The organism is Cellulomonas sp. GTC20042 (genome assembly GCF_055389595.1).
Genome location: NZ_AP043678.1, coordinates 3,591,536 through 3,616,379, shown reverse-complemented (window position 1 = coordinate 3,616,379; position 24,844 = coordinate 3,591,536). Strand labels below are relative to the sequence as shown.

Annotated in this window: 22 protein-coding genes; 7 read left to right on the top strand and 15 right to left on the bottom strand. The window is 73.9% G+C overall.

Annotation, left to right across the window (positions count from 1 at the left end; all coding sequences use genetic code 11):
- Window positions 1-199: 199 nt before the first annotated feature.
- Together msrB and ACZ5HG_RS16735 are read left to right on the top strand one after the other, a co-directional pair.
- Window positions 200-613, top strand: coding sequence for a peptide-methionine (R)-S-oxide reductase MsrB (msrB, locus tag ACZ5HG_RS16740; RefSeq protein WP_464178399.1), 414 nt, complete (start codon window positions 200-202; stop codon window positions 611-613).
- A gap of 65 nt (window positions 614-678) precedes the next feature.
- Complete coding sequence (locus tag ACZ5HG_RS16735; RefSeq protein ID WP_464178397.1) at window positions 679-1,587, top strand: NERD domain-containing protein; 909 nt, start codon at window positions 679-681, stop codon at window positions 1,585-1,587.
- A 10-nt stretch (window positions 1,588-1,597) separates the two neighbouring features.
- Here the strand turns inward: ACZ5HG_RS16735 and ACZ5HG_RS16730 are convergent, their stop codons facing one another.
- The 8 genes from ACZ5HG_RS16730 to ACZ5HG_RS16695 all read right to left on the bottom strand — a co-directional run bounded on the left by ACZ5HG_RS16730 (window position 1,598) and on the right by ACZ5HG_RS16695 (window position 10,613).
- Complete coding sequence (locus tag ACZ5HG_RS16730) at window positions 1,598-2,071, bottom strand: MarR family winged helix-turn-helix transcriptional regulator (protein ID WP_464178395.1); 474 nt, start codon at window positions 2,069-2,071, stop codon at window positions 1,598-1,600.
- A gap of 134 nt (window positions 2,072-2,205) precedes the next feature.
- Window positions 2,206-3,915 carry an MFS transporter gene (locus ACZ5HG_RS16725; protein WP_464178393.1) on the bottom strand — a complete coding sequence of 570 codons (1,710 nt, stop codon included), beginning with the start codon at window positions 3,913-3,915 and terminating at the stop codon, window positions 2,206-2,208.
- Window positions 3,916-4,039: 124 nt separating this feature from the next.
- Window positions 4,040-4,561, bottom strand: coding sequence for a MarR family winged helix-turn-helix transcriptional regulator (locus tag ACZ5HG_RS16720; protein WP_464178391.1), 522 nt, complete (start codon window positions 4,559-4,561; stop codon window positions 4,040-4,042).
- Window positions 4,562-4,682: 121 nt separating this feature from the next.
- A complete protein-coding gene (locus ACZ5HG_RS16715; protein WP_464182201.1) occupies window positions 4,683-6,479 on the bottom strand; it encodes a gamma-glutamyltransferase family protein in 1,797 nt (598 codons plus the stop codon).
- Between the two features lie 116 nt (window positions 6,480-6,595).
- Window positions 6,596-7,450: an ABC transporter permease gene (locus ACZ5HG_RS16710; protein ID WP_464178389.1), complete on the bottom strand. Its 855-nt coding sequence runs from the start codon at window positions 7,448-7,450 to the stop codon at window positions 6,596-6,598.
- Entirely contained in the window at window positions 7,447-8,427 is a 981-nt protein-coding gene (locus tag ACZ5HG_RS16705; protein ID WP_464178387.1) for an ATP-binding cassette domain-containing protein, read from the bottom strand. The genes ACZ5HG_RS16710 and ACZ5HG_RS16705 overlap by 4 nt, the downstream gene beginning before the upstream one ends.
- A 113-nt stretch (window positions 8,428-8,540) precedes the next feature.
- On the bottom strand, window positions 8,541-10,052 hold the full coding sequence (locus tag ACZ5HG_RS16700) for an amino acid permease (RefSeq protein WP_464178385.1): 1,512 nt from the start codon (window positions 10,050-10,052) through the stop codon (window positions 8,541-8,543).
- 96 nt (window positions 10,053-10,148) lie between these two features.
- Window positions 10,149-10,613 carry a tRNA (cytidine(34)-2'-O)-methyltransferase gene (locus ACZ5HG_RS16695; protein ID WP_464178383.1) on the bottom strand — a complete coding sequence of 155 codons (465 nt, stop codon included), beginning with the start codon at window positions 10,611-10,613 and terminating at the stop codon, window positions 10,149-10,151.
- Window positions 10,614-10,727: 114 nt separating this feature from the next.
- On the opposite strand from ACZ5HG_RS16695, the gene mgrA reads away from it, so the two are divergent.
- On the top strand, window positions 10,728-11,765 hold the full coding sequence (gene mgrA, locus ACZ5HG_RS16690; RefSeq protein ID WP_464178381.1) for an L-glyceraldehyde 3-phosphate reductase: 1,038 nt from the start codon (window positions 10,728-10,730) through the stop codon (window positions 11,763-11,765).
- Entirely contained in the window at window positions 11,762-12,673 is a 912-nt protein-coding gene (locus ACZ5HG_RS16685) for an alpha/beta fold hydrolase (RefSeq protein WP_464178379.1), read from the top strand. The genes mgrA and ACZ5HG_RS16685 overlap by 4 nt, the downstream gene beginning before the upstream one ends.
- 42 nt (window positions 12,674-12,715) lie before the next feature.
- On the opposite strand, the gene ACZ5HG_RS16680 is transcribed toward ACZ5HG_RS16685, so the two are convergent.
- The 4 genes from ACZ5HG_RS16680 to recQ form a co-directional block, all read right to left on the bottom strand.
- Entirely contained in the window at window positions 12,716-13,303 is a 588-nt protein-coding gene (locus tag ACZ5HG_RS16680) for a PIN domain-containing protein (protein ID WP_464178377.1), read from the bottom strand.
- 88 nt (window positions 13,304-13,391) lie between these two features.
- A complete protein-coding gene (locus ACZ5HG_RS16675; RefSeq protein WP_464178375.1) occupies window positions 13,392-13,826 on the bottom strand; it encodes a helix-turn-helix domain-containing protein in 435 nt (144 codons plus the stop codon).
- 69 nt (window positions 13,827-13,895) lie between these two features.
- Window positions 13,896-14,858 carry an AEC family transporter gene (locus ACZ5HG_RS16670; protein WP_464178373.1) on the bottom strand — a complete coding sequence of 321 codons (963 nt, stop codon included), beginning with the start codon at window positions 14,856-14,858 and terminating at the stop codon, window positions 13,896-13,898.
- Window positions 14,858-16,906, bottom strand: coding sequence for a DNA helicase RecQ (gene recQ / locus ACZ5HG_RS16665; protein ID WP_464178370.1), 2,049 nt, complete (start codon window positions 16,904-16,906; stop codon window positions 14,858-14,860). Before recQ ends, ACZ5HG_RS16670 begins: the two co-directional genes overlap by 1 nt.
- Before the next feature lie 557 nt (window positions 16,907-17,463).
- Here recQ and ACZ5HG_RS16660 point away from each other — a divergent pair.
- Window positions 17,464-18,258, top strand: coding sequence for a magnesium transporter MgtE N-terminal domain-containing protein (locus ACZ5HG_RS16660; RefSeq protein WP_464178368.1), 795 nt, complete (start codon window positions 17,464-17,466; stop codon window positions 18,256-18,258).
- A gap of 83 nt (window positions 18,259-18,341) precedes the next feature.
- Here ACZ5HG_RS16660 and glpK read toward each other — a convergent pair whose 3' ends face one another.
- The 3 genes from glpK to ACZ5HG_RS16645 all read right to left on the bottom strand — a co-directional run bounded on the left by glpK (window position 18,342) and on the right by ACZ5HG_RS16645 (window position 22,718).
- Window positions 18,342-19,862 carry a glycerol kinase GlpK gene (gene glpK, locus ACZ5HG_RS16655; RefSeq protein WP_464178366.1) on the bottom strand — a complete coding sequence of 507 codons (1,521 nt, stop codon included), beginning with the start codon at window positions 19,860-19,862 and terminating at the stop codon, window positions 18,342-18,344.
- 194 nt (window positions 19,863-20,056) lie between these two features.
- Window positions 20,057-20,794: an MIP/aquaporin family protein gene (locus tag ACZ5HG_RS16650; protein WP_464182199.1), complete on the bottom strand. Its 738-nt coding sequence runs from the start codon at window positions 20,792-20,794 to the stop codon at window positions 20,057-20,059.
- Window positions 20,795-20,900: 106 nt separating this feature from the next.
- Window positions 20,901-22,718 carry a glycerol-3-phosphate dehydrogenase/oxidase gene (locus ACZ5HG_RS16645; protein WP_464178364.1) on the bottom strand — a complete coding sequence of 606 codons (1,818 nt, stop codon included), beginning with the start codon at window positions 22,716-22,718 and terminating at the stop codon, window positions 20,901-20,903.
- A gap of 198 nt (window positions 22,719-22,916) precedes the next feature.
- Between ACZ5HG_RS16645 and ACZ5HG_RS16640 the strand changes: the two genes are divergently transcribed.
- Both ACZ5HG_RS16640 and ACZ5HG_RS16635 read left to right on the top strand, forming a co-directional pair.
- Entirely contained in the window at window positions 22,917-23,879 is a 963-nt protein-coding gene (locus ACZ5HG_RS16640) for a sugar-binding transcriptional regulator (protein ID WP_464178362.1), read from the top strand.
- 190 nt (window positions 23,880-24,069) lie between these two features.
- Entirely contained in the window at window positions 24,070-24,843 is a 774-nt protein-coding gene (locus ACZ5HG_RS16635; RefSeq protein ID WP_464178360.1) for a TetR/AcrR family transcriptional regulator, read from the top strand.
- Window position 24,844 lies beyond the last annotated feature (1 nt).

Sequence of the window (24,844 nt, the reverse complement as noted above, 5' to 3'; positions counted from 1 at the left end):
CCCCCGAACCACCGAACTCGGCCCGAACCACCGAACTCACGGGCTGTGGTGCGCGGATGGGGTGCGCGCGGGTTGGGGAGCGGGCGCGGGGTGCGTGCGGGCTGGGGTGCGGAACAGGGGGCGGGGGTGGAGTGTTCTGGTGCGCGGGTGTCCGGGGTCCCGGACGCCGGGCAACCAGAGCGAGGGGAGTGCGCGACGCATGAGCGAGCGGACCTACGAGGTGGCCAAGGACGAGGCCGAGTGGCGGGTGGAGCTGAACCCCGCCGAGTTCCAGGTGCTGCGGCTGGCGGGCACGGAGCGCCCGTGGACCGGCGAGCTGCTGGACGAGGCGCGTGAGGGCGTCTACCGCTGTCGGGCGTGCGGCAACGAGCTGTTCCGGTCGGAGACGAAGTTCGACTCGCACTGCGGGTGGCCGAGCTTCTACTCGCCGCTGGCGGGTGACCGGGTCGAGCTGATCGAGGACCGCAGCCTCGGCATGGTGCGGACGGAGGTGCGCTGCGCACGCTGCGGCAGCCACCTGGGGCACGTGTTCGACGACGCCCCGCAGACGCCGACCGGTGACAGGTTCTGCATGAACTCGGTGAGCCTGACGTTCGAGCCCGCCGTACGCTGAAACCCATGTGGCGGAGCGGTCCTCAGGAGGTTCAGAGGGACCGCTCTGCTGCCGATAGAACGGGTGTGGAGCAGGCCCTGATCGTCCGCCGGTGGCGCCGTTACGGCGCCGACCGGTTGTACGTCACGGGCGAGACCGGTGCGCCGCTGGGCAGCGTGGACCTGGTGACCGGTGAGGTCGCCGTGGAGGGCGCGCGCGAGCGGGGGGCCTCGGAGGTCGAGGCCGCCGTCCGGCAGGCCGTGCAGGCCTACCTGCGTGCCGACCTGCCCGAGCTGGTGCTGCCGACGTCGGCGCTGGCCGGCGACGAGGCCGAGGACGCCACCGCCCCGGGCACCGCCGAGGACACCCGCCTGCGCGGTCGCCGTGCCCGCCACGGAGCCGGCGCGGCCGCGGACGCCGAGGAGCAGGAGCACCACGCCCCGCACCGCGGCCGGCACCGTGCCGAGGACCTGGTGAGCCCGCACGCCGACGGCGCCTCCCGGGCGATCGACGAGACCCTGTGCGACCGGCTGGACCGGCTGGTGCTCGAGGGCTGGCACGTGCTGCACGACGTCCCGGTGGGGCGGCAGGGCAGCGTGGTCCCGCACCTGCTGGTCGGCCCGCAGGGCGCCTTCGCGGTCGCCGAGCGCGCGCCGCTGGTCGAGGGCCACGAGCAGTTCACCCTGGACGGCCGGTACCTGTCGGCCGACGGGCAGGGCGTGTCCGACCTGCGCGACGTGCGGTTGACCGCGGCGCGTGCCGGGTCGCTGCTGCGCACAGCCGTCGGCTCGCCGGTGCCGGTGCGTGGCGTGCTGGTGGTGCACGGGCCGGTGGACGTGCTGGTGCCCTCGCCCTACGACGCGCTGGTGGCGCGGGAGCGGCAGGTGCCGGACCTGTTCACCAGCATGACGCCGCGCTGGTCCCGCTCGCGGGTGGACGCGGTGGCGGCGGTGGCCCGCCGGCGCACCACGTGGGCGCTCACCTGGGCCGTCTGAGCCGGCGCTCTCAGCGCAGGGGCCGGGTGGGGGCGCCCGGGGCGGTGATCCGCGCCAGGTCCACGTTCAGCCGGTCGAGCTGGTCGGCGAGCACCGAGCGCTCGGCCTCGTCCCAGCCCGCCAGCGCCTGACCGAGCAGCGCCCGTCGCGCCTGGCGCGCGTCGTCGACCCGCTGGGCGCCCTCGGCGGTGACCCGGATCAGCTGCCCGCGCGAGTCCTCCGGGTCGGGGCGCCGCTCGATCAGCCCGAGGCGCTCGATCTTGGCGAGCTGGCGGGACATGGTGCCGCGCCCGACGCCGATCAGGTCGGCCAGCTCGGAGGCCCGCACGTCGGGCTCGCGCTCGATCCGCACCAGCAGGGGGTAGGCGGAGGGCTCCAGGTCCGGGTGCACCTCGCGGGAGAGCCGCTCGGCCGAGGCGCGTGCGCGGCGCAGCAGCAGACCGAGCTCGGCCTCGATCCGGGCCAGGGCCTCCGAGTTGCTCATGGGGACATCCTGACGCACCCGTGCATGCGACGAGGTCGGTGGTTCACGCGTGTTCATGGGACGCGGAACCACCGACCTCGTGCGCAACCACCGACCTCGCGGGGGCGAGGGGGAGGTGCGGGGTGCGGGGCGGGTCAGGAGCGGGCGGGGGCCTGCTCGTGCTCAGCCCGCTCGGACCCGACCTGCTCGTGCTCAGCCTGCTGGCCGACGGCCTGCTGGGCGCCGGGGGTGCCGGCCTCGGCCACCACGGCCTCGGCGGTCTGGTCCTGGTCGAGCAGCTGCTCGACGCCGGAGCGGCGGCCCAGCGGGACCTCCTTGAGGAAGACCACCGCGATCAGGGCCACCAGGCCCAGCGGCACGGCGATCAGGAACAGGTCGGCGATGCCCTCGCCGTAGGAGGACTCCACGATCGTCTTGATCGGCTCCGGCAGCGTCGAGACGTCCGGCACCGAGCTGGTGCCGCCGCCGAGCGCCGACGGGTCGACGCCGATCGCGGTCAGGCCGTCGGTGATCAGGGTGGTGATCCGGCTGCCGAGCACCGCGCCGAGCGCCGAGACGCCGATCGCGCCGCCGAGGCTGCGGAAGAACGCGACGGTGGCCGTGCCGGAGCCGACCTCGCTGACGTCCAGGGTGTTCTGCACGGCGAGCACCAGGTTCTGCATGAGCATGCCCAGGCCCGCGCCCATCACGAACATGTACAGGCCGACCAGCACGAAGCTGGTGTCGTAGCGGATCGTGCCCATCAGGGCCAGGCCCGCGGTGAGCGAGATCGCGCCGGCGATCATGAAGCCCTTGTACCGGCCGTAGCGGGTGATCAGCCGGCCGCTGATCGTCGAGGAGATGAACAGGCCGAGGATCATCGGGATCGTCAGCAGACCGGACTGGGTCGGGGTCTTGCCGCGGGCGACCTGCATGTACTGGCTGAGGAACACCGAGGTGCCGAACATCGCGACACCCACGGCGATCGAGGCGATCACCGACAGCACCAGCGTGCGGTTCGTGAACAGGTGCATGGGGATGATCGGGTCGGCGACCTTGGTCTCGACCACGACGGCCACGGCCAGCACGGCCAGCGCGCCGATCACCATGACGGCGGTCTGCCAGGAGATCCAGTCGAAGTTGTTGCCGGCGAAGGTGACCCAGATGAGCAGGGTGGCGATGCCGACCGAGATCAGCGCGGCGCCCCAGTAGTCGATCCGGACGACCTTGCGGGCCAGCTTCGGCAGGTGCAGCGTGCGCTGGAGCACGATGATCGCGGCGACGGCGAACGGCAGGCCGACGAAGAAGTTCCACCGCCAGTTCAGGCTGTCGGTGATCACCCCGCCGAGCAGCGGGCCGCCGACCATGCCGATGCCCATGATGCCGCCCATGAGGCCCATGTACCGGCCGCGCTCGCGGGGGCTGAGGATGTCGGCCAGCAGCACGGTCGCCAGGGCGGTCAGACCGCCGGCGCCGATGCCCTGGAGGGCGCGCATGCCGATCAGGGTGCCGACGTTGTGCGAGAAGCCGGCCGCCGCGGAGGACAGCACGGAGATGGCCAGCGCGAGCTGGATCAGCAGCTTGCGGTCGACCAGGTCGGCGAGCTTGCCCCAGATCGGCGTGGTGATCGTGGTGGTGAGCAGGGTCGCGACGACGACCCAGGTGTAGGAGGACTGCGAGCCCTTGAGGTCGCTGACGATCCGCGGCAGCGAGCTGGAGACGACGCTCGTGGCGAGGATCGACACGAACATGCCGAGCAGGATGCCGGAGAGGGCCTCCATCACCTGCCGGTGCGTCATCGGTGCGGAGCCGCGCTCGGCGGTCTGCGCGAGGGCCGGGCTCTCGGCCCGGGTGGTGCTGGTCATGGCTGTCCCGCTCTCGGTGGTGTGGTGCGCCCGGCGCCGGTGGCGGACTGGATGGTGGTCGCGGGCGGGGCCCGCGGGTGCTGCGCGGTGGGTCCGGGCGGCGGGGGCCGTGCGGACCGGACCGTCAGGTGGTGGTGCCGGCGAGGACGCCGGGGCTGGTGGGGTCGTCGGCGGCGCGGGCCTCGGAGGCGGCGCGCAGGGCGTCGCCGTGGGCGGCCATGGTGTCGGCGATCTTGCGGAGCGAGTCGGCGGCGGTGAGCAGGTCGGCGACGTCCCAGCTGCCGAACAGGATCGCGGCGCGCTCGTCCATCTCGATCTTGGTGCGGGCGGTGAACGCGCGACCGGCGTCGGTCAGGGCGATCGGGCGGACCCGGCGGTCGGCGCCGACCGGGCTCGGCAGGCGCTCGGCGTAGCCGGCGTCGACCAGCGCGGTCGCCTGACGGCTGGCCACGGAGATGTCCACGTGCAGGTGCTGGGCGATGTCACCGATGCCGAGGGCACCGGCCTTGTCGAGCAGCCAGAGCAGCGACAGCGAGGTGCGCGGGCAGTCCAGGTCGCGGGCCAGGGTCGCACCGAGCCCGCGCTGGACGCGGCCGAGGTGGGCGATGGCGTCGATCAGGACGCGGTACGCGGGGCTGTCGGGCACGGTGACCTCTCTTGTGGTTGCAGCAGGCAACTTACTCGCAACGGTTGCGTCCAGCAACTTGTTCCGGGGGTGAAGCGCTGTGCCCTCGATCACGTCGCCGGACGCGCCGGGATCAGGGGCGTCAGCGGCCGACGGCGTAGCCCTGCATGCCACGCGGGTTGGCGGCGGCGTGCAGCAGGCCGTCGGCGCGCACGCCCGCCGCGCTCACCCGGCCCAGCGCCCACGGCCCCGCGTCGTGCACCGCGTGCCCGCGCCGCGCCAGATCGGCCAGCACGTCGGCGCCGAGCCGGGACTCGGCCTCGACGCCCCGGCGCTCGCTGGTGCGCGGGTGGAAGGACGAGGGCACGTGCGTGGAGTGCCAGGAGGGCGCGTCGATCGACGCCTGGAGGTCCAGCCCGTCGAGCAGGTGGTGCAGCAGGAACGGCACCGTCCACTGGTCCTGCTGGTCGCCGCCGGGGGTGCCGAAGGCGAAGCCGCCGCCGTCCCGCAGCACCAGGCCCGGGCTGAGCGTGGTGCGCGGGCGCCGGCCGGGGGCGAGCGAGGAGGGCAGCCCGGCCTCCAGCCAGAACATCTGCGCGCGGGTCGGCAGGCCGAAGCCGAGGCCGGGCACGACCGGGCTGCTCTGCAACCAGCCACCGGAGGGTGTGGCGGACACCAGGTTGCCCCAGCGGTCCACGACGTCCACGTGGCAGGTGTCGCCCCGGGTCGAGCCGTCCGGGCGGGCGGTGGCGGCGGCGTCACCCGTGCCGCGGGTCGGCTCGCCGACGCCCGCGCCCGCGACGGGTCCGGGGCCGTCCGCCGCGTAGCGCCCCGGCCAGACGCCGTCGACCGGCTCGCCGAAGACCCGCGCCAGCCGCGGCTCGCGCCCACCCGGCGATCCCGGCCGCAGGCCGTCCGTCGCGCGCTCGCCGACCAGCACCGCTCGGGCTGCCGTGTACGTCGGGTCGAGCAGGGCCTCGACCGGCAGCCCGTCGGAGGCGGGGTCGCCGTACCAGGCCTCCCGATCGGCGAAGGCGAGGTGCGCGACCTCGAGCACGGCGTGCACCCGCTCGGCGGGCCCGGCGTCGGCGATCTGGAGCCGGTCGAGCAGCGCGAGCTGCTGGAGCAGCACCGGCCCCTGCCCCCAGCTGCCGGTCTTGTGCACCTGCACGCCGAAGACGTCGAGGGCGACCGTCGGCTCCTCGATGGGGCGCCAGGCGGCCAGGTCGTCCCCGGTGAGCAGGCCGGTGTGGTCGGCGCCGGAGGAGTCCCGCGTCGCGGTCCGCACGAAGGCGTCGATCCGCTCGGCCACGAACCCCTGGTAGAACGCCCGGCGGGCGGCCTCGATCTGGGCCACCCGGTCGGCACCGGCAGCATGGGCCTCGGCGAGGATCCGCTCGAAGGTCGCCGCCAGGTCGGGGTTGCGGAACCGGGCACCGGCGACGGGCACCTCGCCTCCCGGCAGGTAGACCGCCGCCGAGGTCGGCCAGTGCTCCGCGAACAGGTCGCGCACGGTGCCGATCGTCCGCACGGCGGCCGGGATCAGCGGGTAGCCGTCCCGGGCGTAGCCGATCGCCGGGCCGAGCACGTCCGCCAGCGGGAGCGTGCCGTAGCGCGCCAGCAGGTCCAGCCACGCGCCGAAGGCCCCGGGCACCACGGCGGCCAGGTGGCCGGTGCCGGGCACCTCGGTCAGGCCGAGGTCGGAGAACGCCTCGATGGTCGCGGCGGCCGGTGCCGGCCCCTGCCCGCAGATCGTGAAGGTGCGACCGTCCGCCGCGACGTGCCCGATGATCGGCGCGTCACCGCCCGGTCCGTTGAGGTGCGGCTCGACCACGGAGAGCGTGAACCCGGCGGCGGCCGCCGCGTCGAAGGCGTTGCCGCCGGCCTCCAGCACGGACATCCCGACCGCGCTGGCCAGCCAGTGCGTCGAGGCGACCATGCCGACGGTGCCGAGCAGCTCGGGACGGGTGGTGAACACGCGCGGGTCCTCTCGGTGGGCGATCGTCCCACCGTAGGCCGCGCGAGCGCGCAGGTCAGGCCCAGGTCAGCGCGAGATCAGCGCGAGTACCGCCGCATGGTCAGCGGCCCGAACACCGCCACCAGCCCGGCGCTCCACAGCACCACGGTCAGGATCTCGCCGCCGACCGGCAGGTCGCCCATCAGCCCGCGCACCGCCGTCACCAGGTCGGACACCGGGTTGACGTTCACGAAGGCCTGCAACCAGCCCGGCATCGTCGCCGGGTCCACGAAGATGTTCGACCCGAAGGTGACCGGCGTGATCACCAGCATGCTCGCGCCCATCACGGCGTTCGGGGTGCGCAGCAGCAGCGCGAGGAACGTCCAGATCCACCCGAACGCGAAGGCGAACAGCAGCAGCAGCGCGACACCGGCCACCACGCCCCCGGGACCGCCGGCGGGCCGGAAGCCGATCAGCAGCCCCAGCGTCAGCACCACCACCGAGGAGATCGTGAACCGCACCGCGTCGCCGAGCAGCATCCCCACCAGCGCCGAGGGCCGCCAGATCGGCAGCGAGCGGAACCGGTCGAAGACGCCCTTCTGGATGTCGGTGTTCAGGGTGACGCCGGTGTACATCGTGATCATGATGACGCCCTGCACCAGGATCCCCGGCAGCAGGAACTGGATGTAGTCGTCGGTGCTCCCCGCGATGGCCCCGCCGAACAGGTAGGTGAACAGCAGGGTCATCATCACCGGGAACGCGGTGACGTCGAACAGCTGCTCGGGCACGTGCTTGATCTTCAGCAGCGCGCGCCAGCCGAAGGTGAGCGAGGTGGTCAGGCCGCTCGCGCGCGGCGGGCGGTCCCCGGTGACCAGCACGCCGCGGACGGCGGAGACCGCGTCCTCGTCGGTGCGGGTGGTGGCGCTGGTGGTGCGGGTGTCGTCGACGCTCATGCTGCCCCCTCGCTGGGTGCGTCGTCCGGGTCGTCGGCCTCGGTGGCGGGGCGACCGGTGAGGGCCAGGAACACCTCGTCCAGCGAGGGCTGTCCGAGGGAGAACTGCGCGATCGGGACGTCGGTGCGCTCCAGCGCCGCGATGCCGCGCATGGCCGGCGCGGAGGAGTCGACCGGTGCGGTGAGCGCCGACGGGTCGGCGTCCTCGGTCACGGTCGATCCCAGCGCCTGCTCCAGCACCGCGCGGGCGCGGGGGCGGTCGTCGGGGTTGAGCAGCCGGACGTGCAGGGCGCTGGCACCGACCGAGGCCTTGAGCTGGCCGGGCGTGCCCTCGGCGATCACCTTGCCGGTGTCGATCACCGAGATCCGGTCCGCGAGCTGGTCCGCCTCGTCGAGGTACTGCGTGGTGAGCAGCACGGTCGTGCCCGCCTGCACCATCGCGCGCACGATGTCCCACACCTGGTTGCGGCTGCGCGGGTCCAGGCCGGTGGTCGGCTCGTCCAGGAAGATCAGCTCGGGCGTGACCACGATGCTCGCCGCGATGTCGATCCGCCGCCGCATGCCGCCGGAGTACTTCTTCACCTGCCGGTCGGCGGCGTCGGCCAGCCCGAAGGCGGCCAGCAGCTCCTCCGCGCGCGACCGCGCCTGCCGACGGGAGAAGCCGAGCAGCCGGGCCACCAGCACCAGGTTCTCCTGGCCGGTGAGGTCCTCGTCCACCGAGGCGAACTGACCGGTGAGCGCGACCGTGGCGCGCACCGCGTCGGCCTCGGTGACCACGTCGTGCCCCAGCACCCGCGCGCTGCCGGCGTCCGGGCGCAGCAGCGTGGCGAGCATCCGGATCGTGGTGGTCTTGCCGGCCCCGTTGGGCCCGAGGAAGCCGTGCACGCCCCCGCCGGCGACCGTGAGGTCGATCCCGTCGACGGCGCGGGTGTCCTTGAAGGTCTTGACCAGGCCCTCGGTCTCGATGGCGTACGACATGCGGCGTCCCCTTCGCTGGGAGGCGTGCACAGCCGGCCCACAGGGGGGACGTCAGGCGGCCAGCGTAGGTTCGCCTCCCGGGGAGGGCAACGGCGATACCGGAAGGGATGCGCTCAGTGCGCGGGGGCGGGCTCCTCGGCGGGCTCGGGCTCCTCGCCGCGGCCGATCCGCGAGTGCCGGTAGGAGTACAGCCCGTAGATCACCAGGCCGGCGGCCATCCACGCGAGGAACCGCAGCCAGGTCAGCGTGGTCAGGTTCGTCATCAGCCACAGGCAGGCCAGGCCGGACAGGATCGGCAGCACCGGCGACCACGGCACCCGGAACCCGCGCGCCAGGTCGGGACGGGTGCGGCGCAGGATCGGCACCCCGAAGCTGACCAGCACGAAGGCCGACAGCGTGCCGATGTTGATCATCTCCTCCAGCAGCTCGACCTTGGACAGCCCGGCGATCAGCGCGACCACGACACCGACGCCGACCTGGAGCCGCACGGGGGTGCGGAAGCGCGGCGAGGTGCGCGAGACGCCGCGCGGCAGCAGGCCGTCCCGGCTCATCGCGAAGACGACGCGGGTCAGCCCGAGCAGCAGCACCATGATCACCGAGGTCAGGCCGACCAGGATGCCCACCGAGATCACCTTGCCCGCCCAGTCCGCGCCCACCAGCACGAAGGCCGTGGTCAGCGAGGGGGAGCCGGAGGCGGCGAGGTCCTGGTACGACACCATGCCGGTGACGACCACGGTCACCAGCACGTAGAGCACCGTGACGATCGCCAGGCCGCCGAGCACGCCGCGCGGGATCGCCCGCTGCGGGTCCTTGGTCTCCTCGGCGGTGGTGGCGACGACGTCGAAGCCGATGAACGCGAAGAACACCAGCGCCGCGCCGGACAGGATGCCCACCACGCCGTAGGTGGTCGGCTCCATGCCCGACAGGAACGCGAACAGCGGCTGCTCCAGGCCCGAGGGGTGCTCGGCGGGCTGCGACGGCGGGATGAACGGCGTGTAGTTCTCGGCCTTCACGTAGAAGAACCCGGCCACGATCACGAACAGGGTGATGCCGACCTTGAGGATCGTGAAGATGCTGTTGATCCGGGTGCTGAGCTTGGTGCCGACCGCCAGCAGCGTCGTGAAGACGCCGACCACCAGCACCGGCCCCCACTCCAGGTCCACCCCGCCCAGGTGCAGCGTGGTCGGCACGTCCACCCCGAACAGCCCGAAGGCGTCCGAGAGGTACACGCCCCAGAACTTCGCGATCACCGCGGCGGCGAGCAGCATCTCCAGGATCAGGTCCCAGCCGATGATCCACGCCACGACCTCGCCCATGGTCGCGTAGGAGAACGTGTAGGCCGATCCCGCGACCGGCAGCGTCGAGGCGAACTCGGCGTAGCACATGATCGCCAGCCCGCACACGACCGAGGCGATCAGGAACGACAGGATCACGCCGGGCCCCGCGTGGTTGGCGGCCGCCGTCGCGCCCACCGAGAAGATGCCGGCACCCACCGCCACCGCGACGCCGAGCACCGCCAGGTCCCAGGCGGTCAGGTCGCGCTTGAGCGAGCGCTCCGGGTCCTCGGCGGTGGCGAGGGACGCCTCGACGGACTTGCGGCGCAGGATGCTGCGGGTGGAGGACAACGCTGGCTCCCAGGACGTGTGGTGCGGGCCACACAGCCTGGCGCGCCGCGGGGCACCGCGCGCGTCGATGTCCGGAATGTGGTCAGTGGCGCCGCGCTAGACACCACCGGGGAAGCCGAGCTGGCGCCAGGCCTCGTACACCGCCACCGAGGCCGCGTTCGTCAGGTTGAGCGAGCGGCGCCCCTGCTGCATCGGGATCCGCACCTGCGCCGTCACCGCCGGGTGCGCCAAGGCCTCCGGCGGCAGACCGGTCGGCTCCGGGCCGAACAGCAGGGCGTCGCCGTCCCGGTACTCGACGTCGGAGAAGCGCTCGGTGGTGTGCGTGGTGAAGGCGAACACCCGCGACCCCGCCAGCGCGGCCATCGCCGCGTCCAGGTCGGGGTGCACCACCACGTGCGCGAGGTCGTGGTAGTCGAGCCCGGCCCGGCGCAGGCGGGGCTCGTCCATCACGAACCCCAGCGGCTCGACCAGGTGCAGGGTGGCGCCGGTGGCGGCGGCCAGCCGGATCGCGTTGCCGGTGTTGCCGGGGATGCGGGGCTCGAAGAAGACGACGTGCAGCACCGGGCGATCCTCTCACCGTGCACGGAGGTGCGGTTGGCAGGCGCTAGCGTGACCAGGGGTCGCCGGAGTCCGCGCGACCCGCCCCTGCCGCCCTGATCGTGAGGACCCGCGTCGATGCCGACCATCCCGCCGTACCGCGCCGCCGACGACCGCTACCAGGAGATGCCCTACCGCCGGACCGGGCGCAGCGGGCTCGACCTGCCCGCGCTGTCGCTCGGCATGTGGCACAACTTCGGCGACGTCAACCCGATGGAGACGCAGCGCGCGGTGATCCGCCGGGCCTTCGACCTCGGCATCACGCACTTCGACCTCGCGAACAACTACGGCCCGCCCTACGGCACCGCCGAGGCGAACTTCGGCCGGCACCTCGCGCAGGACCTGCACCCCTATCGCGACGAGCTCGTGATCTCGTCCAAGGCCGGCTACGACATGTGGCCCGGCCCCTACGGCGACGGCGGCTCCCGCAAGTACCTGCTGGCGTCCCTCGACCAGACGCTCGCGCGCACCGGTCTGGACTACGTCGACATCTTCTACTCGCACCGCCCCGACCCCTCGGTCCCGCTGGAGGAGACCATGGGCGCGCTGCACACCGCCGTGACCAGCGGCAAGGCGCTCTACGCCGGCATCTCCAACTACTCGCCGTCCCGCACCCGCGAGGCCGCCCGCATCCTCGCCGACCTCGGCACGCCGCTGCTGATCCACCAGCCCTCGTACTCGATGTTCAACCGGCACGTGGAGCAGGTCGCCGAGGGCGAGACCGAGACCCTGCTCGACGCCGTGGGCGACCTCGGCGTCGGCATGATCGTGTTCTCCCCGCTGGCGCAGGGCCTGCTCACCGGGCGCTACCTGTCCGGCGAGGTGCCCGCCGGCTCGCGCGCCTCCCAGGGCACGTTCCTCCGCGCCGAGGCGATCAGCGAGACCTACCTCGACCGGGCCCGCGCGCTGAACGAGATCGCCGCCGGCCGTGGGCAGAGCCTCGCGCAGCTCGCGCTGACCTGGGTGCTGCGGGACGCCCGCGTGACCTCGGCGCTGATCGGCGCGTCCTCGGTGGCGCAGCTGGAGGACAACGTCGCCGCGCTGCACGCCGCGCCGCTCACCGACGAGGAGATCGCCGCCATCGAGCCGTACGCGGTGGACGGTACCGGGCGATGAGCGCCGGGCCGGGCGCGGGGACGGGCGCCGCGGAGCAGCCGGTCGCGTCGCGCGGACCGGCCGTGCTGTCCGGCGGTGCGGAGCCGGTGGTGGCGGTGCGCCGCACCTCCGCCGGCGGTGCCCGGTGGATCGAGGCCGGACCGGCGGCGAGCGGTCGCGTCCCGGTGGTGCTGCTGCACGGCCTCACCGACTCCTCCGCGTGCTGGCCCGCGGTGCTGCCCCGGCTCGCTGCCGACCGCACCGTGCTCGCCTTCGACGCCCGCGGGCACGGCGGCACCCCGCTGCCGGACGAGCCCTTCACGGTCTCCGCGCTCGCGGACGACGTCGCCGAGGCGCTGCGCGGGCTCGACCTCGGACCGGTGCTCGTCGTCGGGCACTCCATGGGCGGGGTCACCGCCGAGGCGCTGGCGCTGCGGCACCCCGACCTGGTCGCCGGGCTGCTGCTGGAGGACCCGGCGTGGCGGGGCAGTGACGACCCCGGTGCACCCGCGTGGCTCGTCGAGGATCTGGCGCGCGTCGCCGGCCACACCGCCGAGCAGATCGCGACCGTCGGTCGCACGCTCATGCCCACCTGGTCGGAGGCGGAGATCGCCGGCTGGGCCGAGTCCGAGACCGGCATGGACCCCCGGCTGGCCGAGGTCGAGCACGACTGGGCCGAGCGGGACTGGGTCGAGGCGCTCGCCGAGGTGCGCGTGCCGGTCACCCTGGTCACCGCCGACCCTGCCGTCGGGTCCGTGGTCCGGCCGGAGCAGGTCGAGCGGGCCGCCGCGCTGCTCGGGACCGCCCCGGAGGGGCTGCTCACGCACGTGCCCGCCGCGGGGTCGGGGCACAACGTCCGGCGGGAGGCGCCGGGGGTGTACCTCGCGGCGCTGGACGCGACGGTGGCGCAGGTGGATGCTCTCGCGTGAGTGGGTCGGGTCCGCGCGGAGGAGTGAGCGCGGACCCCTCCCTCATCCCGCGCGCATGCCGAGACCGCGGAGGTGGGTGTCGACGGCCCGCGCGAACTGCGGGCAGCCTGCGCGGACCAGCGCACCCGCGAGGCTGGCGCTCCCGGGTCGTCGACGCCAGTAGCGGGCCTGATCGATCGCGACGGTTTCGACGAGCTCGGGGGCGACCTCTTGAGCGTGCATCAGCAGCTGGTCCGGGGTGAGGAGGCGGTACGGCGTCGCGCTGCCGTCGAGCCCGGCCGAGAACCCGCGGTCGCTGGTCACGATCGCGTCGACCTCCCCGGCGACCGCCGCGGCGTGGACGTGCGCATCATCCGGATCGGGACCGGCGTAGGTCCCGTCGAATCGGTAGTCGTCGATCCGGGTCCGCGCGAGGGTCCGGGTGATCCTGTCCCTGATGCGCGTGAGCGCGCCGCCGTCCATGCCGGGGTGTGCCCGTCGTAGCCGGTACACCAGCTCCGCGAGGATGTCCTCGGTCCAGCACAGGTGGAACGGCACACCGGGCGGGCCGATCACGGCGATCAGCAGCAGCCAGTCGCGCAGCGTGCGGGAGTAGAGGACGTTGGCGTCGACCAGGACACGGAGGCTCATGCCGCGACGGTAGGTCCCCCGATGGGCCTCCAGACCGTCGTCCACAGGCCCGATCTTCCGCTCGAGCCTGTGGACGGCTCGACGAGGCTCAATCGTCGAGGCCGAGCTCGTCCTCGAGGTCGCGCAGCTCGTCGAACGCGGCACGCTGGCGGGCCCGCAGCGCCTCGTCGAACGCCAGGACGTCGGCCGCTCGGAAGCGGGTGTGGCTCCCGACCTGGTGCGAGGGCACCTCGCCCGCGGTGACGAACCGCATGAGCGTCGGCCGGGACATGCCGAGGACGGCGGCTGCCAGCGTGGTCGTCAGCTCCTCGGGCAGCGGGCCGATGCGGACGGTCCCGTCGGCCGCCACGGTGTCGAGCACCTGGCGCACCAGGCGGCGCAGCTCGTCCGGCACCTCGACCGTCGTGCCGCCCACCTGGAGCTGCCAGGGTCCCGCGCCGTCGATCGCGTGCAGCATCCGGGCGGCCTGCTTCTGCGTGATCGTGCTGGTGAACAGGCGTGCGTCCGGTGCGGTGATCGTCATGATGCCTCCCTCGTCGTCCGCTCCAGCATGGCACGTTGCACTTATAAGTGCAACCCCCGACGGGGTCGATCAGCCCAGCACGCTCGCCACCACCAGCAGCGCGGGCACGGCGAGCAGCGTCGTCACCAGCCCCGCGTCCCGGGCCAGCGCCGTGCCGTGCCGGTACTGGATCGCGTAGACCAGCACGTTCTGCGCGGTGGGCAGCGAGGACACCACGGCGACGGCGAGCAGTGCGGGCCCCTCCAGGCCGAGCAGCACGCCGAGGCCGATCGCGAGCGCCGGGTGCACGACGCTGCGCAGCACGCTCACCAGCACCAGGTCGCGGCGGGGCGCGCCCTCGGCCTGCACGCGCGGTGCGGCCAGCGACATGCCGAAGGTCAGCAGCGCGAGCGGGGGAGCGGCGGCACCGAGCAGCGACAGCGGTTGGAACACCAGCCCGGGAAGGTCCCACGGCAGGGCGGCGAGCAGCAGGCCGGTGAGGGTGCCGATGATCACCGGGTTGCGCAGGGTGCGGGTGAGGGCGGTCCGCGCGGCGCGCCAGGCACCCGATCGCCGGGTCGGGGCGGCGACGGTGGCGTCGCGGGCGGGGCCGGTGCGCGAATCGAGCACGATCAGCGCCAGCGGTCCCAGGACGAGCTGTTGGTACAGGGTCGGCGGGACGACGCTGACGATGCTGCCGAGCAGGTAGGCGGTGAGCGGGATGCCGATGTTCCCGGCGTTCACGTAGGAGGACGACAGCACCCCGACCACGACGTCCGCCGCGGGGCGACGCCAGACCAGGCGCAGCACGGCGGCGGCGATCAGCGCGACGACGGTGGTGGAGGCGAATGTCACCAGGGCGGAGCGGGACAGCAGCAGGTGCAGGTCGGCATGGGCCACGGTGTCGATCAGCAGCGCCGGGGTGCAGACGGTGAACGCGGTGGCGGCGAGCACCCGCTGGGCGCCCTCGCCGAGCGCCCCGGCGCGACCGACGAACCAGCCGGCGCCGATGACGACGGCGATCGTTCCCAGGGCCGCGAGGACGGCCCCCATCAGTCGGTGACGGGCTCGCCGCGCACGGCGGCCAGCACCCCCGAGCCGTAGCGGTCGAGCTTGGTGGCACCGACCCCGCCGATCCCGGACAGCGCGTCGACGTCGGCGGGCATCGAGGTCGCGATCTCGCGGAGCGTCGCGTCGTGGAACACCACGTAGGCGGGCACGCCCTGCTCCTTGGCGACACCGGCGCGCCAGGCGCGCAGCCGCTCGAAGACCGCGGCCGCCGAGTCGTCCAGCGCCACCGCCGCGGCGGCCTTCCCGGATCCGCCGCCCGCCGACCCGGCGCGGCTGCGCGAGGCGCGGGGCGGGCGGGCCGCCTCCTGCCGCAACGGCACCTGCCGCTCGCCGCGCAGCACCGCGGCACTGGCCTCGGTCAGCCGCAGCGTGCCGTAGCCGTCGCCGTCCACGCCGAGCAGGCCCTGGGCGAGCACCTGGCGCACGACGCCGCGCCACTGCGCGTCGGTGAGGTCGGTGCCGATGCCGAAGACGCTCAGCGCCTCGTGGCCGAGCTGGGTGATCCGCGGGGTCTGCTTGCCGAGCAGGATGTCCACCAGGTGCCCGGCGCCGTAGTGCTGCCCGCGCTGCTCCAGCCGGACCACGGTGGACAGCAGCTTCTGCGCGGGGACGGTGCCGTCCCAGGTCAGCGGCGGCGACAGGCAGGTGTCGCAGTTGCCGCAGGGCTCGGCGTCCTGGCCGAAGTACGCGAGCAGCTGCACCCGGCGGCAGGTGACGGTCTCGCAGAGCGCGAGCATCGCGTCCAGGTGCGCGGACAGCCGGCGGCGGTGCGCGGCGTCGCCCTCGGACTGGTCGATCATCCGGCGCTGCTGCACCACGTCCTGCAGGCCGTAGGCCAGCCACGCGGTCGACGGCAGCCCGTCACGTCCGGCACGGCCGGTCTCCTGGTAGTAGCCCTCGACGGACTTCGGCAGGTCCAGGTGCGCGACGAACCGCACGTCGGGCTTGTCGATCCCCATGCCGAAGGCGATGGTCGCGACCATCACCAGGCCGTCCTCGCGCAGGAACCGCGACTGGTTGCGGGCGCGCACCTGCCGGTCGAGACCCGCGTGGTACGGCAGAGCGGGCACGCCCTGCGCGGAGAGGAAGTCGGCGGTCTGCTCCACCGAGGATCGCGACAGGCAGTAGACGATCCCGGAGTCGCCGGCGTGCTCGGTGCGGATCAGGTCGAGCAGCTGCTGGCGCGGGCTGGCCTTCGCCGCGATCCGGTACTGGATGTTCGGCCGGTCGAAGGACGCGACGAACCGGCGCGCGTCGTCCAGCTCCAGCCGCTGCACGATCTCGTCGCGGGTGGCGGCGGTCGCCGTGGCGGTCAGCGCGATCCGGGGGACGCCGGGCCAGCGCTCGTGCAGCACCGACAGGCCGAGGTAGTCGGGGCGGAAGTCGTGCCCCCACTGGGACACGCAGTGCGCCTCGTCGATCGCGAACAGGCTGATCTCGCACCGGTCCAGCAGAGCCAGCGTCTCCGGCACCCGCAGCCGCTCCGGGGCGAGGTACAGCAGGTCGAGGTCCCCGTCGAGCAGCGCCCGCTCCACCTCGCGCCGCTGGCCGAGGTCCTGCGTGGAGTTGAGGAACCCGGCGCGCACGCCGAGCGCGGACAGCGCGTCCACCTGGTCCTGCATCAGCGCGATCAGCGGCGACACCACGACGCCGGTGCCGTGCCGGACCAGCGCGGGCACCTGGTAGCAGAGCGACTTGCCGCCGCCGGTGGGCATGAGCACCAGGGCGTCCTGCCCGGCGACCACGGTGTCGATGATCTGCGCCTGCTCGCCGCGGAACGCGTCATAGCCCCAGACCTCGCGCAGCACCTCGAGCGGCGTGCGGTCCTCGGCGGGGGCGTGCCGGCGCGCGGGGACCGGCGCGGGCGACGGCTGCGCCGGGGCGACCCGCGTCGGGGCGGCCTGCGTGGGCGCCGCCGGACCGGGCGCGGCGTCGGGCGCGGGGTACCCGGGGTCGTAGGGCGGTTCCTCGGCGGGGTCGTACGGGGGCTCGTCGGGGAGCGGCCACTCGTCGTCCCATGCCTGCGTCACGCGCTCCACCCTAGAGGGCGCCGCCGACGCGCCCCGACCGGTCTGCGTGGTGCACGCCACCCGATCGACGGGCAGACCCGGCCCCGGCCCGGGCGTACCCTTGCGCGCGGGGACCGGTCCGGCCGGACGGCCCCGAGCGCGACGCGAGGAGGTGGACCTGATGGACGACGCCGCCAGTAGTCGACCTCCGTCGACGTCCCGCCCGCTCGCGATCTGCGAGCGCACCCCGGCCTGACCGCTCCACCGCGAGCAGGTCCGCGTGCTCCCGGGACGTCGACGGAGCCGGCGCCGCCGCGTGCGGCGCACCTCGACCCGATCCCGGCCCCCGCGCCGGGCGACCACCCGCTCATCGTCCGCCGTGCCGTGCCGCCCCCGGCGCGCCGTGCGCCCCGCCGTCACCCGGTCCTCGTCACGGACCTGGGCAGCCGCAGGGCAGCGCCGCGCCGTCGCCGGTGCCGCGCCCGGACGGGCCACCCGACCGGCACGGACCCCCGTGCCGCGCGACAGGTGCGCCGGACGGTCGCCCCGTGCTCGGGCCCGCACGTCAGGAGTGCGTCATGACCCACCCGACCGCCCCCGCGCGTCCGCCGCGCCCCGCCGCACGCGCATCCGACCTGGACCTGCACGACGTGGTGGCTGCGGGCACCGCCGCGGCGCTCGCGGCCTGGCTCGCCGCCACCCGCGCGCCGCGCTCCCGCGCCGACCAGCTCGCGGACCTGTCCGACGCCGAGGTCCGCGCGGTGGTCCGGCTGCTCGACCCGGGCACCGCGCGGACGCTGCTGCGCTCGCTCGGCCTGCTGGACGTCCGTGACCTGCTGCGCGCGGTGCCGGCCGACACCGCGGGCGGTCTGGTGGCGGTGCTCGACCCGCGGACCGCCACCGACCTGCTCGGGCTGCTGGACGAGGACGAGCGTGCGGGGGCCGAGGTCGCGGTGCGGCGCTCCCGCTCGGCCGCCGCGCACGGGCTGCTCGCCTGGCCGGCGGGCAGCGTGGCCGCCCGGATGCAGCCGGTGGACCCCGACCGTCCCGCACCGGCGGCCGTGTCGCCGGGTGCGGCCCCGTCCAGCGGAACGGCCCTGCCCGTCACCACCCCCTCGGCCGTCACCGGGGCACCCGCGGCCGCCGCGCCGGCGGTCCGTGCGGACACCGCTCTCGCCGAGGCCGTGGCGCTGCTCGCCGTGCCGGGCGCCCCGGCCCTCGCGGTGCTCGACGGGGACCGGCGGATCGGCACGCTCACGGCCGCCGACGTCGCCGACCTGCTCGACACCCCCGCCGCACAAGCGGCACCCCCGGCCGCCCGTCGCGGCACCCCGCTCACCACCCGGCTGCGCGGCCTGCTCCGCCGCCGCTGAGCCGCCCGCACCCACCCCGGCACGACGACGGCCCGCCCCCGCACGCAGCGGGGACGGGCCGTCGACAGGCGGTGCCGGGGTGCTCAGCGCACGTCGTCGTCCACCCAGTCGAAGGTCTTGGTCACGGCCTTCTTCCACAGCCGGTACTGCCGGTCGCGCTCGTCCGCCTCGATCGACGGGGTCCAGCGCCGGTCCTCGGCCCAGTTGTCGATCACGTCCTGCTCGCCGGACCAGTAGCCGACCGCGATGCCCGCGGCGTAGGCGGCGCCCAGGGCGGTGGTCTCCGCGACCTTCGGCCGGACCACCGGCACGTCGAGGATGTCGGCCTGGAACTGCATGAGCAGCTGGTTGGCGGTCATGCCGCCGTCCACCTTGAGCTCGGTCAGCGCGACGCCGGAGTCGGCGTTCATCGCGTCCAGCACCTCGCGGGTCTGGAAGGCGGTGGCCTCCAGCGCCGCGCGGGCGATGTGGTTGCGGTTCACGTACCGGGTCAGGCCGACCAGCGCGCCGCGGGCGTCGGAGCGCCAGTGCGGGGCGAACAGGCCGGAGAACGCGGGCACGAAGTACGCGCCGCCGTTGTCCTCGACCTTGTTGGCCAGGTACTCGATGTCCGGGGCGTCGGCGAACATGCCCAGGTTGTCGCGCAGCCACTGCACCAGGGATCCGGTGACCGCGATCGAGCCCTCCAGCGCGTACACCTGCGGGGCGTCGCCGATCTTGTAGGCGACCGTGGTCAGCAGGCCGTTCTTGGAGAACACCGGCTCGGTGCCCGTGTTCAGCAGCATGAAGTTGCCGGTGCCGTAGGTGTTCTTCGCGGTGCCGACCTCGAAGCACGCCTGGCCGAAGGTGGCCGCCTGCTGGTCGCCGAGGATGCCGGCGATCGGCACGCCCGGCACCAGGCCGCCCTGACGCCCCTGGCCGTAGACCTCGGAGGAGGAGCGGATCTCCGGGAGCATGGACAGCGGCACGCCCATCTCCGCGGCGATCTCCTCGTTCCAGGTGAGCGAGTCGACGTTCATCAGCAGGGTGCGCGAGGCGTTGGTGACGTCGGTGACGTGGATGCCGCCGTCGACGCCGCCGGTCATGTTCCACAGCACCCAGGAGTCGGTGTTGCCGAAGGCGAGCTCGCCGCGCTCGGCCTTCTCGCGGGCGCCCTCGACGTTGTCGAGGATCCAGCGGATCTTCGGGCCGGAGAAGTAGGTGGCCAGCGGCAGGCCGACGCGGGACTTGTAGCGCTCCGCGCCGCCGCCGAGGGCCGCGAGGTCGTCGCAGATCTTCTGGGTGCGGGTGTCCTGCCAGACGATCGCGTTGTAGACGGGCTGACCGGTGGTCCGGTCCCACACCACCGCGGTCTCGCGCTGGTTGGTGATGCCGATGGCGACGATGTCGGAGTACGTCTTGTTGGCACGGGACAGCGCCAGGCCGACGACCTCACGGGTGTTGGTCCAGATCTCGTTCGGGTCGTGCTCGACCCAGCCGGCCCGCGGGAAGATCTGCTGGTGCTCGGTCTGGCCGACGGACACGATCTGACCGCCGTGGTCGAAGATGATCGCCCGGGTCGAGGTGGTGCCCTGGTCGATGGCCATGACGAACTGCTCGGACATGTGACTTCCTTCGCGTCGAGTGAGGGCTGCCCCGGGCGGTGCGGTGCGCACCGGGTGCGGGGCGGGTGTGCGCGGCGACGGGCCGCGTGCGGCGGGGGCCGCGATGTCGTTGGTGGGTGGTCGCCCCCGCAGGGGGTGGGGGCGACCACCCACCGGGGCCCGCGCGGTGCGGCGCCGGCCCCGGTGGGCTCAGGTCAGAAGACCCAGCCGAGGGCGCTGGCGGCCAGACCGCCGAGGATGCCGCCGACGGCGGGGCCGAGCACCGGGACCCAGGCGTAGCCCCAGTCCGAGGAGCCCTTGCCCTTGATCGGGAGCAGGGCGTGCGCGATGCGCGGGCCGAGGTCACGTGCCGGGTTGATCGCGTAGCCGGTGGGGCCACCGATGCTGGCACCGATCGCGACCACCACGAGGGCGACGCCGAGCGGGCCGATCTGCGCCGGGGTGTTGCCCGAGATGACGACCCAGAACACCAGCACGAAGGTCGCGATGACCTCGGTGACGAAGTTCCAGCCGTACGAGCGCAGCTCCGGACCGGTCGAGAACACGCCGAGCTTGACGCCGGGGTCGGCGTCCTCGTCGAAGTGCTTCTTGTAGGCCAGGTAGGCCAGGGCCGCACCGACGGCGGCACCGGCGAACTGGGCGGTGATGTACATGAACCCGTTGGCGGCGTTCACCTCGATGCCCGGGGCGAACTCGTCCTTGCCCGCGGCCCAGATGCCCAGCGTGACCGCCGGGTTCAGGTGCGCGCCGGACTTGAAGGCCACGTACACGGCGGTGAAGACGCCGAGGCCCCACCCGAAGTTGATCAGCAGCCAGCCGCCGCCGAAGCCCTTCGTCTTGGGCAGGATCACGTTCGCGACCACACCGGCTCCGAGGAGCAGCAGCACCGCGGTGCCGAGGAACTCGGAGAGGAAGGCCTCTCCGATCGAGATGGACTCCACTGTCGACCTCTTTCATGGGGACGGACGTCGTTGTCGATGTCTCTCACAAGGCTCCGGCGGACCGGAGTGCGGCCGGGGGACCGCAGTCACGCACTGATCATGTACCTGCCGGCGGGTTGGCGGCAGGGGTGGTGGTCGAGGACCCGGGCTTGTGGCCACCGTGGACGTCCACGGTGTGCAGGTCCACGAGGGGTGCGAGATCGGGTGCGGCGGCGCGCGCGGCCTGGGCGGCGGCGTCGTCGGGCTGCTCGGCGGCGGCGTGCTCGGCGGCGGCGCGGGCCCGGTACGCCTCGATCTCGCGGGTGCGGGTCGCGGCGTCCCAGCCGAGGCGGGGGGCGATCAGGTCGGCGATCTCGTCCAGCGCGCCGACCCCCTTGTCCGCCTGCTCGTAGTTGAGGCGGGTGCGGTGCATCAGCACGTCGTCCAGGTGCAGGGCGCCCTCGTGGGTGACCGCGTAGACGACCTCGGCCCCGATGTAGGCCGGGGCGTGCTCCAGCGGGCGGCCGAGCGCCTCGTCGGCGTCCACCAGCTCCAGCAGCTCGCCGAGCAGGGAGCCGTAGCGGTGCAGCAGGTGATCCATCCGCCCACGGTCCCAGCCGTAGCGCCCGCCGATGTCCCGCGCCTGGCGCTGGAGGACCTCCAGGCCCTCGGCGCCGACCAGCGGGACCTTGTGCGTGATCGACGGGAGGCTGGTGGCGCGCGAGCCGATCGCGAAGTCCACGGCGTCCTTGGCCATCACGCGGTACGTGGTGAGCTTGCCGCCGGCGATCACGGTCAGGCCCGGCGTCGGGGAGGCGACGGTGTGCTCGCGGGAGACCTTGGCCGAGGAGGTGCCCTCCTTGGTGCCGGGCTGGAGCAGCGGGCGCAGGCCGGCCCAGGTGCCGATCACGTCCTCGCGGGTCAGCGGGCGGGCCAGCACGGCGTTGGCGTGCTCGATCACGTAGTCGATGTCCGCGCTGGAGGCGACCGGGTGGGTCAGCTCCTGCTCGAAGGGCGTGTCGGTGGTGCCGATCACCCAGTACCGCGACCACGGGATCACGAACAGCACGGACTTCTCGGTCTGCAGGATCAGGCCGACGTTCCCGGCGATCCGGTCGCGCGGGACGACGATGTGGATGCCCTTGGACGCCAGCACCCGCAGGCCGCCCTCGGTGCCCGCCAGCGACTCGGTCTGCTCGGTCCACACGCCGGTCGCGTTGATCACGTGCCGGGCGCGGACGGTGAACCGCTCGCCGGTCTCGAGGTCCTGCAGCTCGGCGCCGGTGACGGCCCCGCCGGAGGTGGTGGTCAGACCGATCACCTGGGTGCGGCTGGCGGCGTAGGCGCCGTAGGACACGGCGGTGCGGATCAGGGTGGACACCAGGCGGGCGTCGTCCACGTTGGCGTCCCAGTACTGCACGGCGCCGACGGCGGCGTCGTGGCGCAGGTCGGGGAACTTGCGCTCCAGGCCCTTGCGGGTGACGTGCTGGTGCAGCGGCATGGCGCGCTTGCGGCCGTTGACGCTGGCCAGGGTGTCGTACAGCGCGATCCCGGTGCCGACGTACGCCCGCTCCCACACCCGGTGCTCCAGCGGGTAGAGGAACGGCACCGGCTTGACCAGGTGCGGCGCGAGGTCCTGGATCAGCAGGTCGCGCTCGGTCAGCGCCTCGCGGACCAGGTGGAAGTCGAGCATCTGGAGGTAGCGCAGGCCGCCGTGCACCAGCTTGCTGGACCGGCTGGAGGTGCCGGAGGCCCAGTCCTGGGCGTCGATCACGGCGGTCGACAGACCGCGGGTCACGGAGTCCAGGGCGATGCCGGCGCCGGTGACGCCACCACCGATCACCAGGACGTCGAGCTCGGGCCCGCCCTCGGTGGTCGCTCGCAGGGCCGCCAGCGCGTCGTCGCGGAGGCGGGGGGTCAGTGCTGCGGTCCTCATCGGTACGTCCACTCCGTCGCGGATCGGTCCTCGGCCGTTCGTCCTGCGGCGGGCGCACCTGCGCCCGCAGACTGGGACTTCGGTCCTGCCTGTCCGCTATGGTCACCACGACGCGAACAGACGCGCAACCGCTGTGCACGAACGTGCAGCGTCGGGTGCGGGGTGGCCGTCGGAGATGGACCAGGCGAGGAGGCCGTGATGCCCGAGCGGAACGAGGACGTGCTGCGCGCCGCGTCCATGTACTACCTCCAGGACATCAAGATGGAGGTGATCGCCCGGCACCTCGGCACCTCGCGGTCCACCGTCTCCCGGCTGCTGAAGCGGGCGCGCGAGACCGGGCTGGTCGAGATCACGCTGCGCCCGGAGTCCACCCGCGCCCCCGGTCTCGGCCGGTCGATCTCGGCGCTCTTCGGCATCGACGCCTACGTGGTCCCGGTGCCGGACTCCGCCGAGCAGATCGAGCGGCTCGACCAGGTGGCCCGCGCCACCGCGCGGCTGCTCGCGTCCTGGTTCGACTCCGACATGATCCTCGGCGTCGCCTGGGGCACCACGCTCGCGGCGGTGTCCCGGCGGCTCCAGCCCAAGATCACCCGCGGCAGCGTGGTCGTGCAGCTCAACGGCGCCGCGAACACCCGCACCTCGGGCATCGAGTACGCGTCCGACCTGATCGCGAGCTTCGGCAGCGCCTTCGGGGCCAGCGTGCACCACTTCCCGGTGCCGGCGTTCTTCGACTACCCGGAGACCAAGGAGGCGATGTGGCGCGAGCGCTCGGTGCGCCGGGTGCTGGACGAGCAGGCCCGCGCCGACATCGCGCTGTTCTCGGTCGGCTCGGTCACCGGCTCGGTGCCCAGCCACGTGTACGCCGCCGGCTACCTGGACGACGACGACGTGGTGCTGCTGCACGACCAGGGCGTGGTCGGGGACGTCTGCACAGTGTTCCTGCGCGCCGACGGGTCCTGGCAGGACGTGGCGCTGAACGCCCGTGCCACCGGCCCGTCGCCGGAGCAGCTGCGGCGGATCCCGCGCCGGCTGTGCGCGGTCGCCGGGGACAACAAGGCCGTGCCGCTGCTCGCCGCCCTGCGCGCCGGGACGATGACCGACCTGGTGGTCGACGAGCGCACCGCGCAGCGGCTGCTGCTGCTCACCGAGCACCGGGGCTGAGCGCCGCCGGGTGGACGATCGTGCAGCCGACGACCGTGCCACACCCGTCGGCCGGGGGTCGCGCGCGCCGACCTGCACCCGTGCCGATCGATCGGGGACGACCCGCTCCTGGGACCAACGGCCCGCCCGCAACACCACCGACATCCCGCCGACACCCCGGGGTGCACCCCCGCTGCTAGCGTCCGCCGCCATGACGACCGCCGACCCGGCCCCCGCATCGGACGCCGCACCGCGTCGCGGCCGGCCGCGGGGCGCCGACCGGGGCACCTCCGGCGCCGTGCTGGCCGCCGCAGCCGAGCTGTTCAGCGCTGTCGGCTACACGGCGACCTCCACCTACGCCATCGCCGAGCGGGCCGGCGTCAAGCAGGCGTCGATCTACCACCACTTCCGCGGCAAGGGCGCGATCCTGCAGACCCTGCTGCTCGGCACCGTCCGCCCGCCGCTCGCGCTCGCCGAGCACCTGGTCGACGCCCCCGGCAGCGCCGCCGCGCGGCTGTGGGCGCTGTGCGACGCCGACGCCCGGCTGCTCGCCGGCGGCCCGGTGAACGTCGGCGCCCTCATGCAGCTGCCCGAGGTGGCCGGCGGGGACCTGCCGGCGCTGGACGAGTTCCGCGACCTGCGCGCCCGGCTGCGCGACCGCTACGACGCGCTGGTCGCCGCCGTGCTGGTCGAGGCGCCGGGGCGTGGACCCGGTCCGGCCGCGGGGACGCTGGTGTTCGGGCTGGTCGAGTCGGTGATCACCGGACGCCGGGAGGGTGGCGTGGCGCGGGTGGCCGCGGTGGCACCGCTGGTGGCCGACGCGGCGCTGCGGGTGCTCGGGCTCGACCCCGCGCAGGTGGCCGCCGCGCGCGAGGAGGCGCGGTCGCTGGTCCTGCCGCCGGTGGTGCCGGTGACCGTCGGGGTGGCCGCGGGTGCCGCCGGCGTGGACGAGGGGACGGCGGCACCGGTTCCGGACGTAGGTTGAG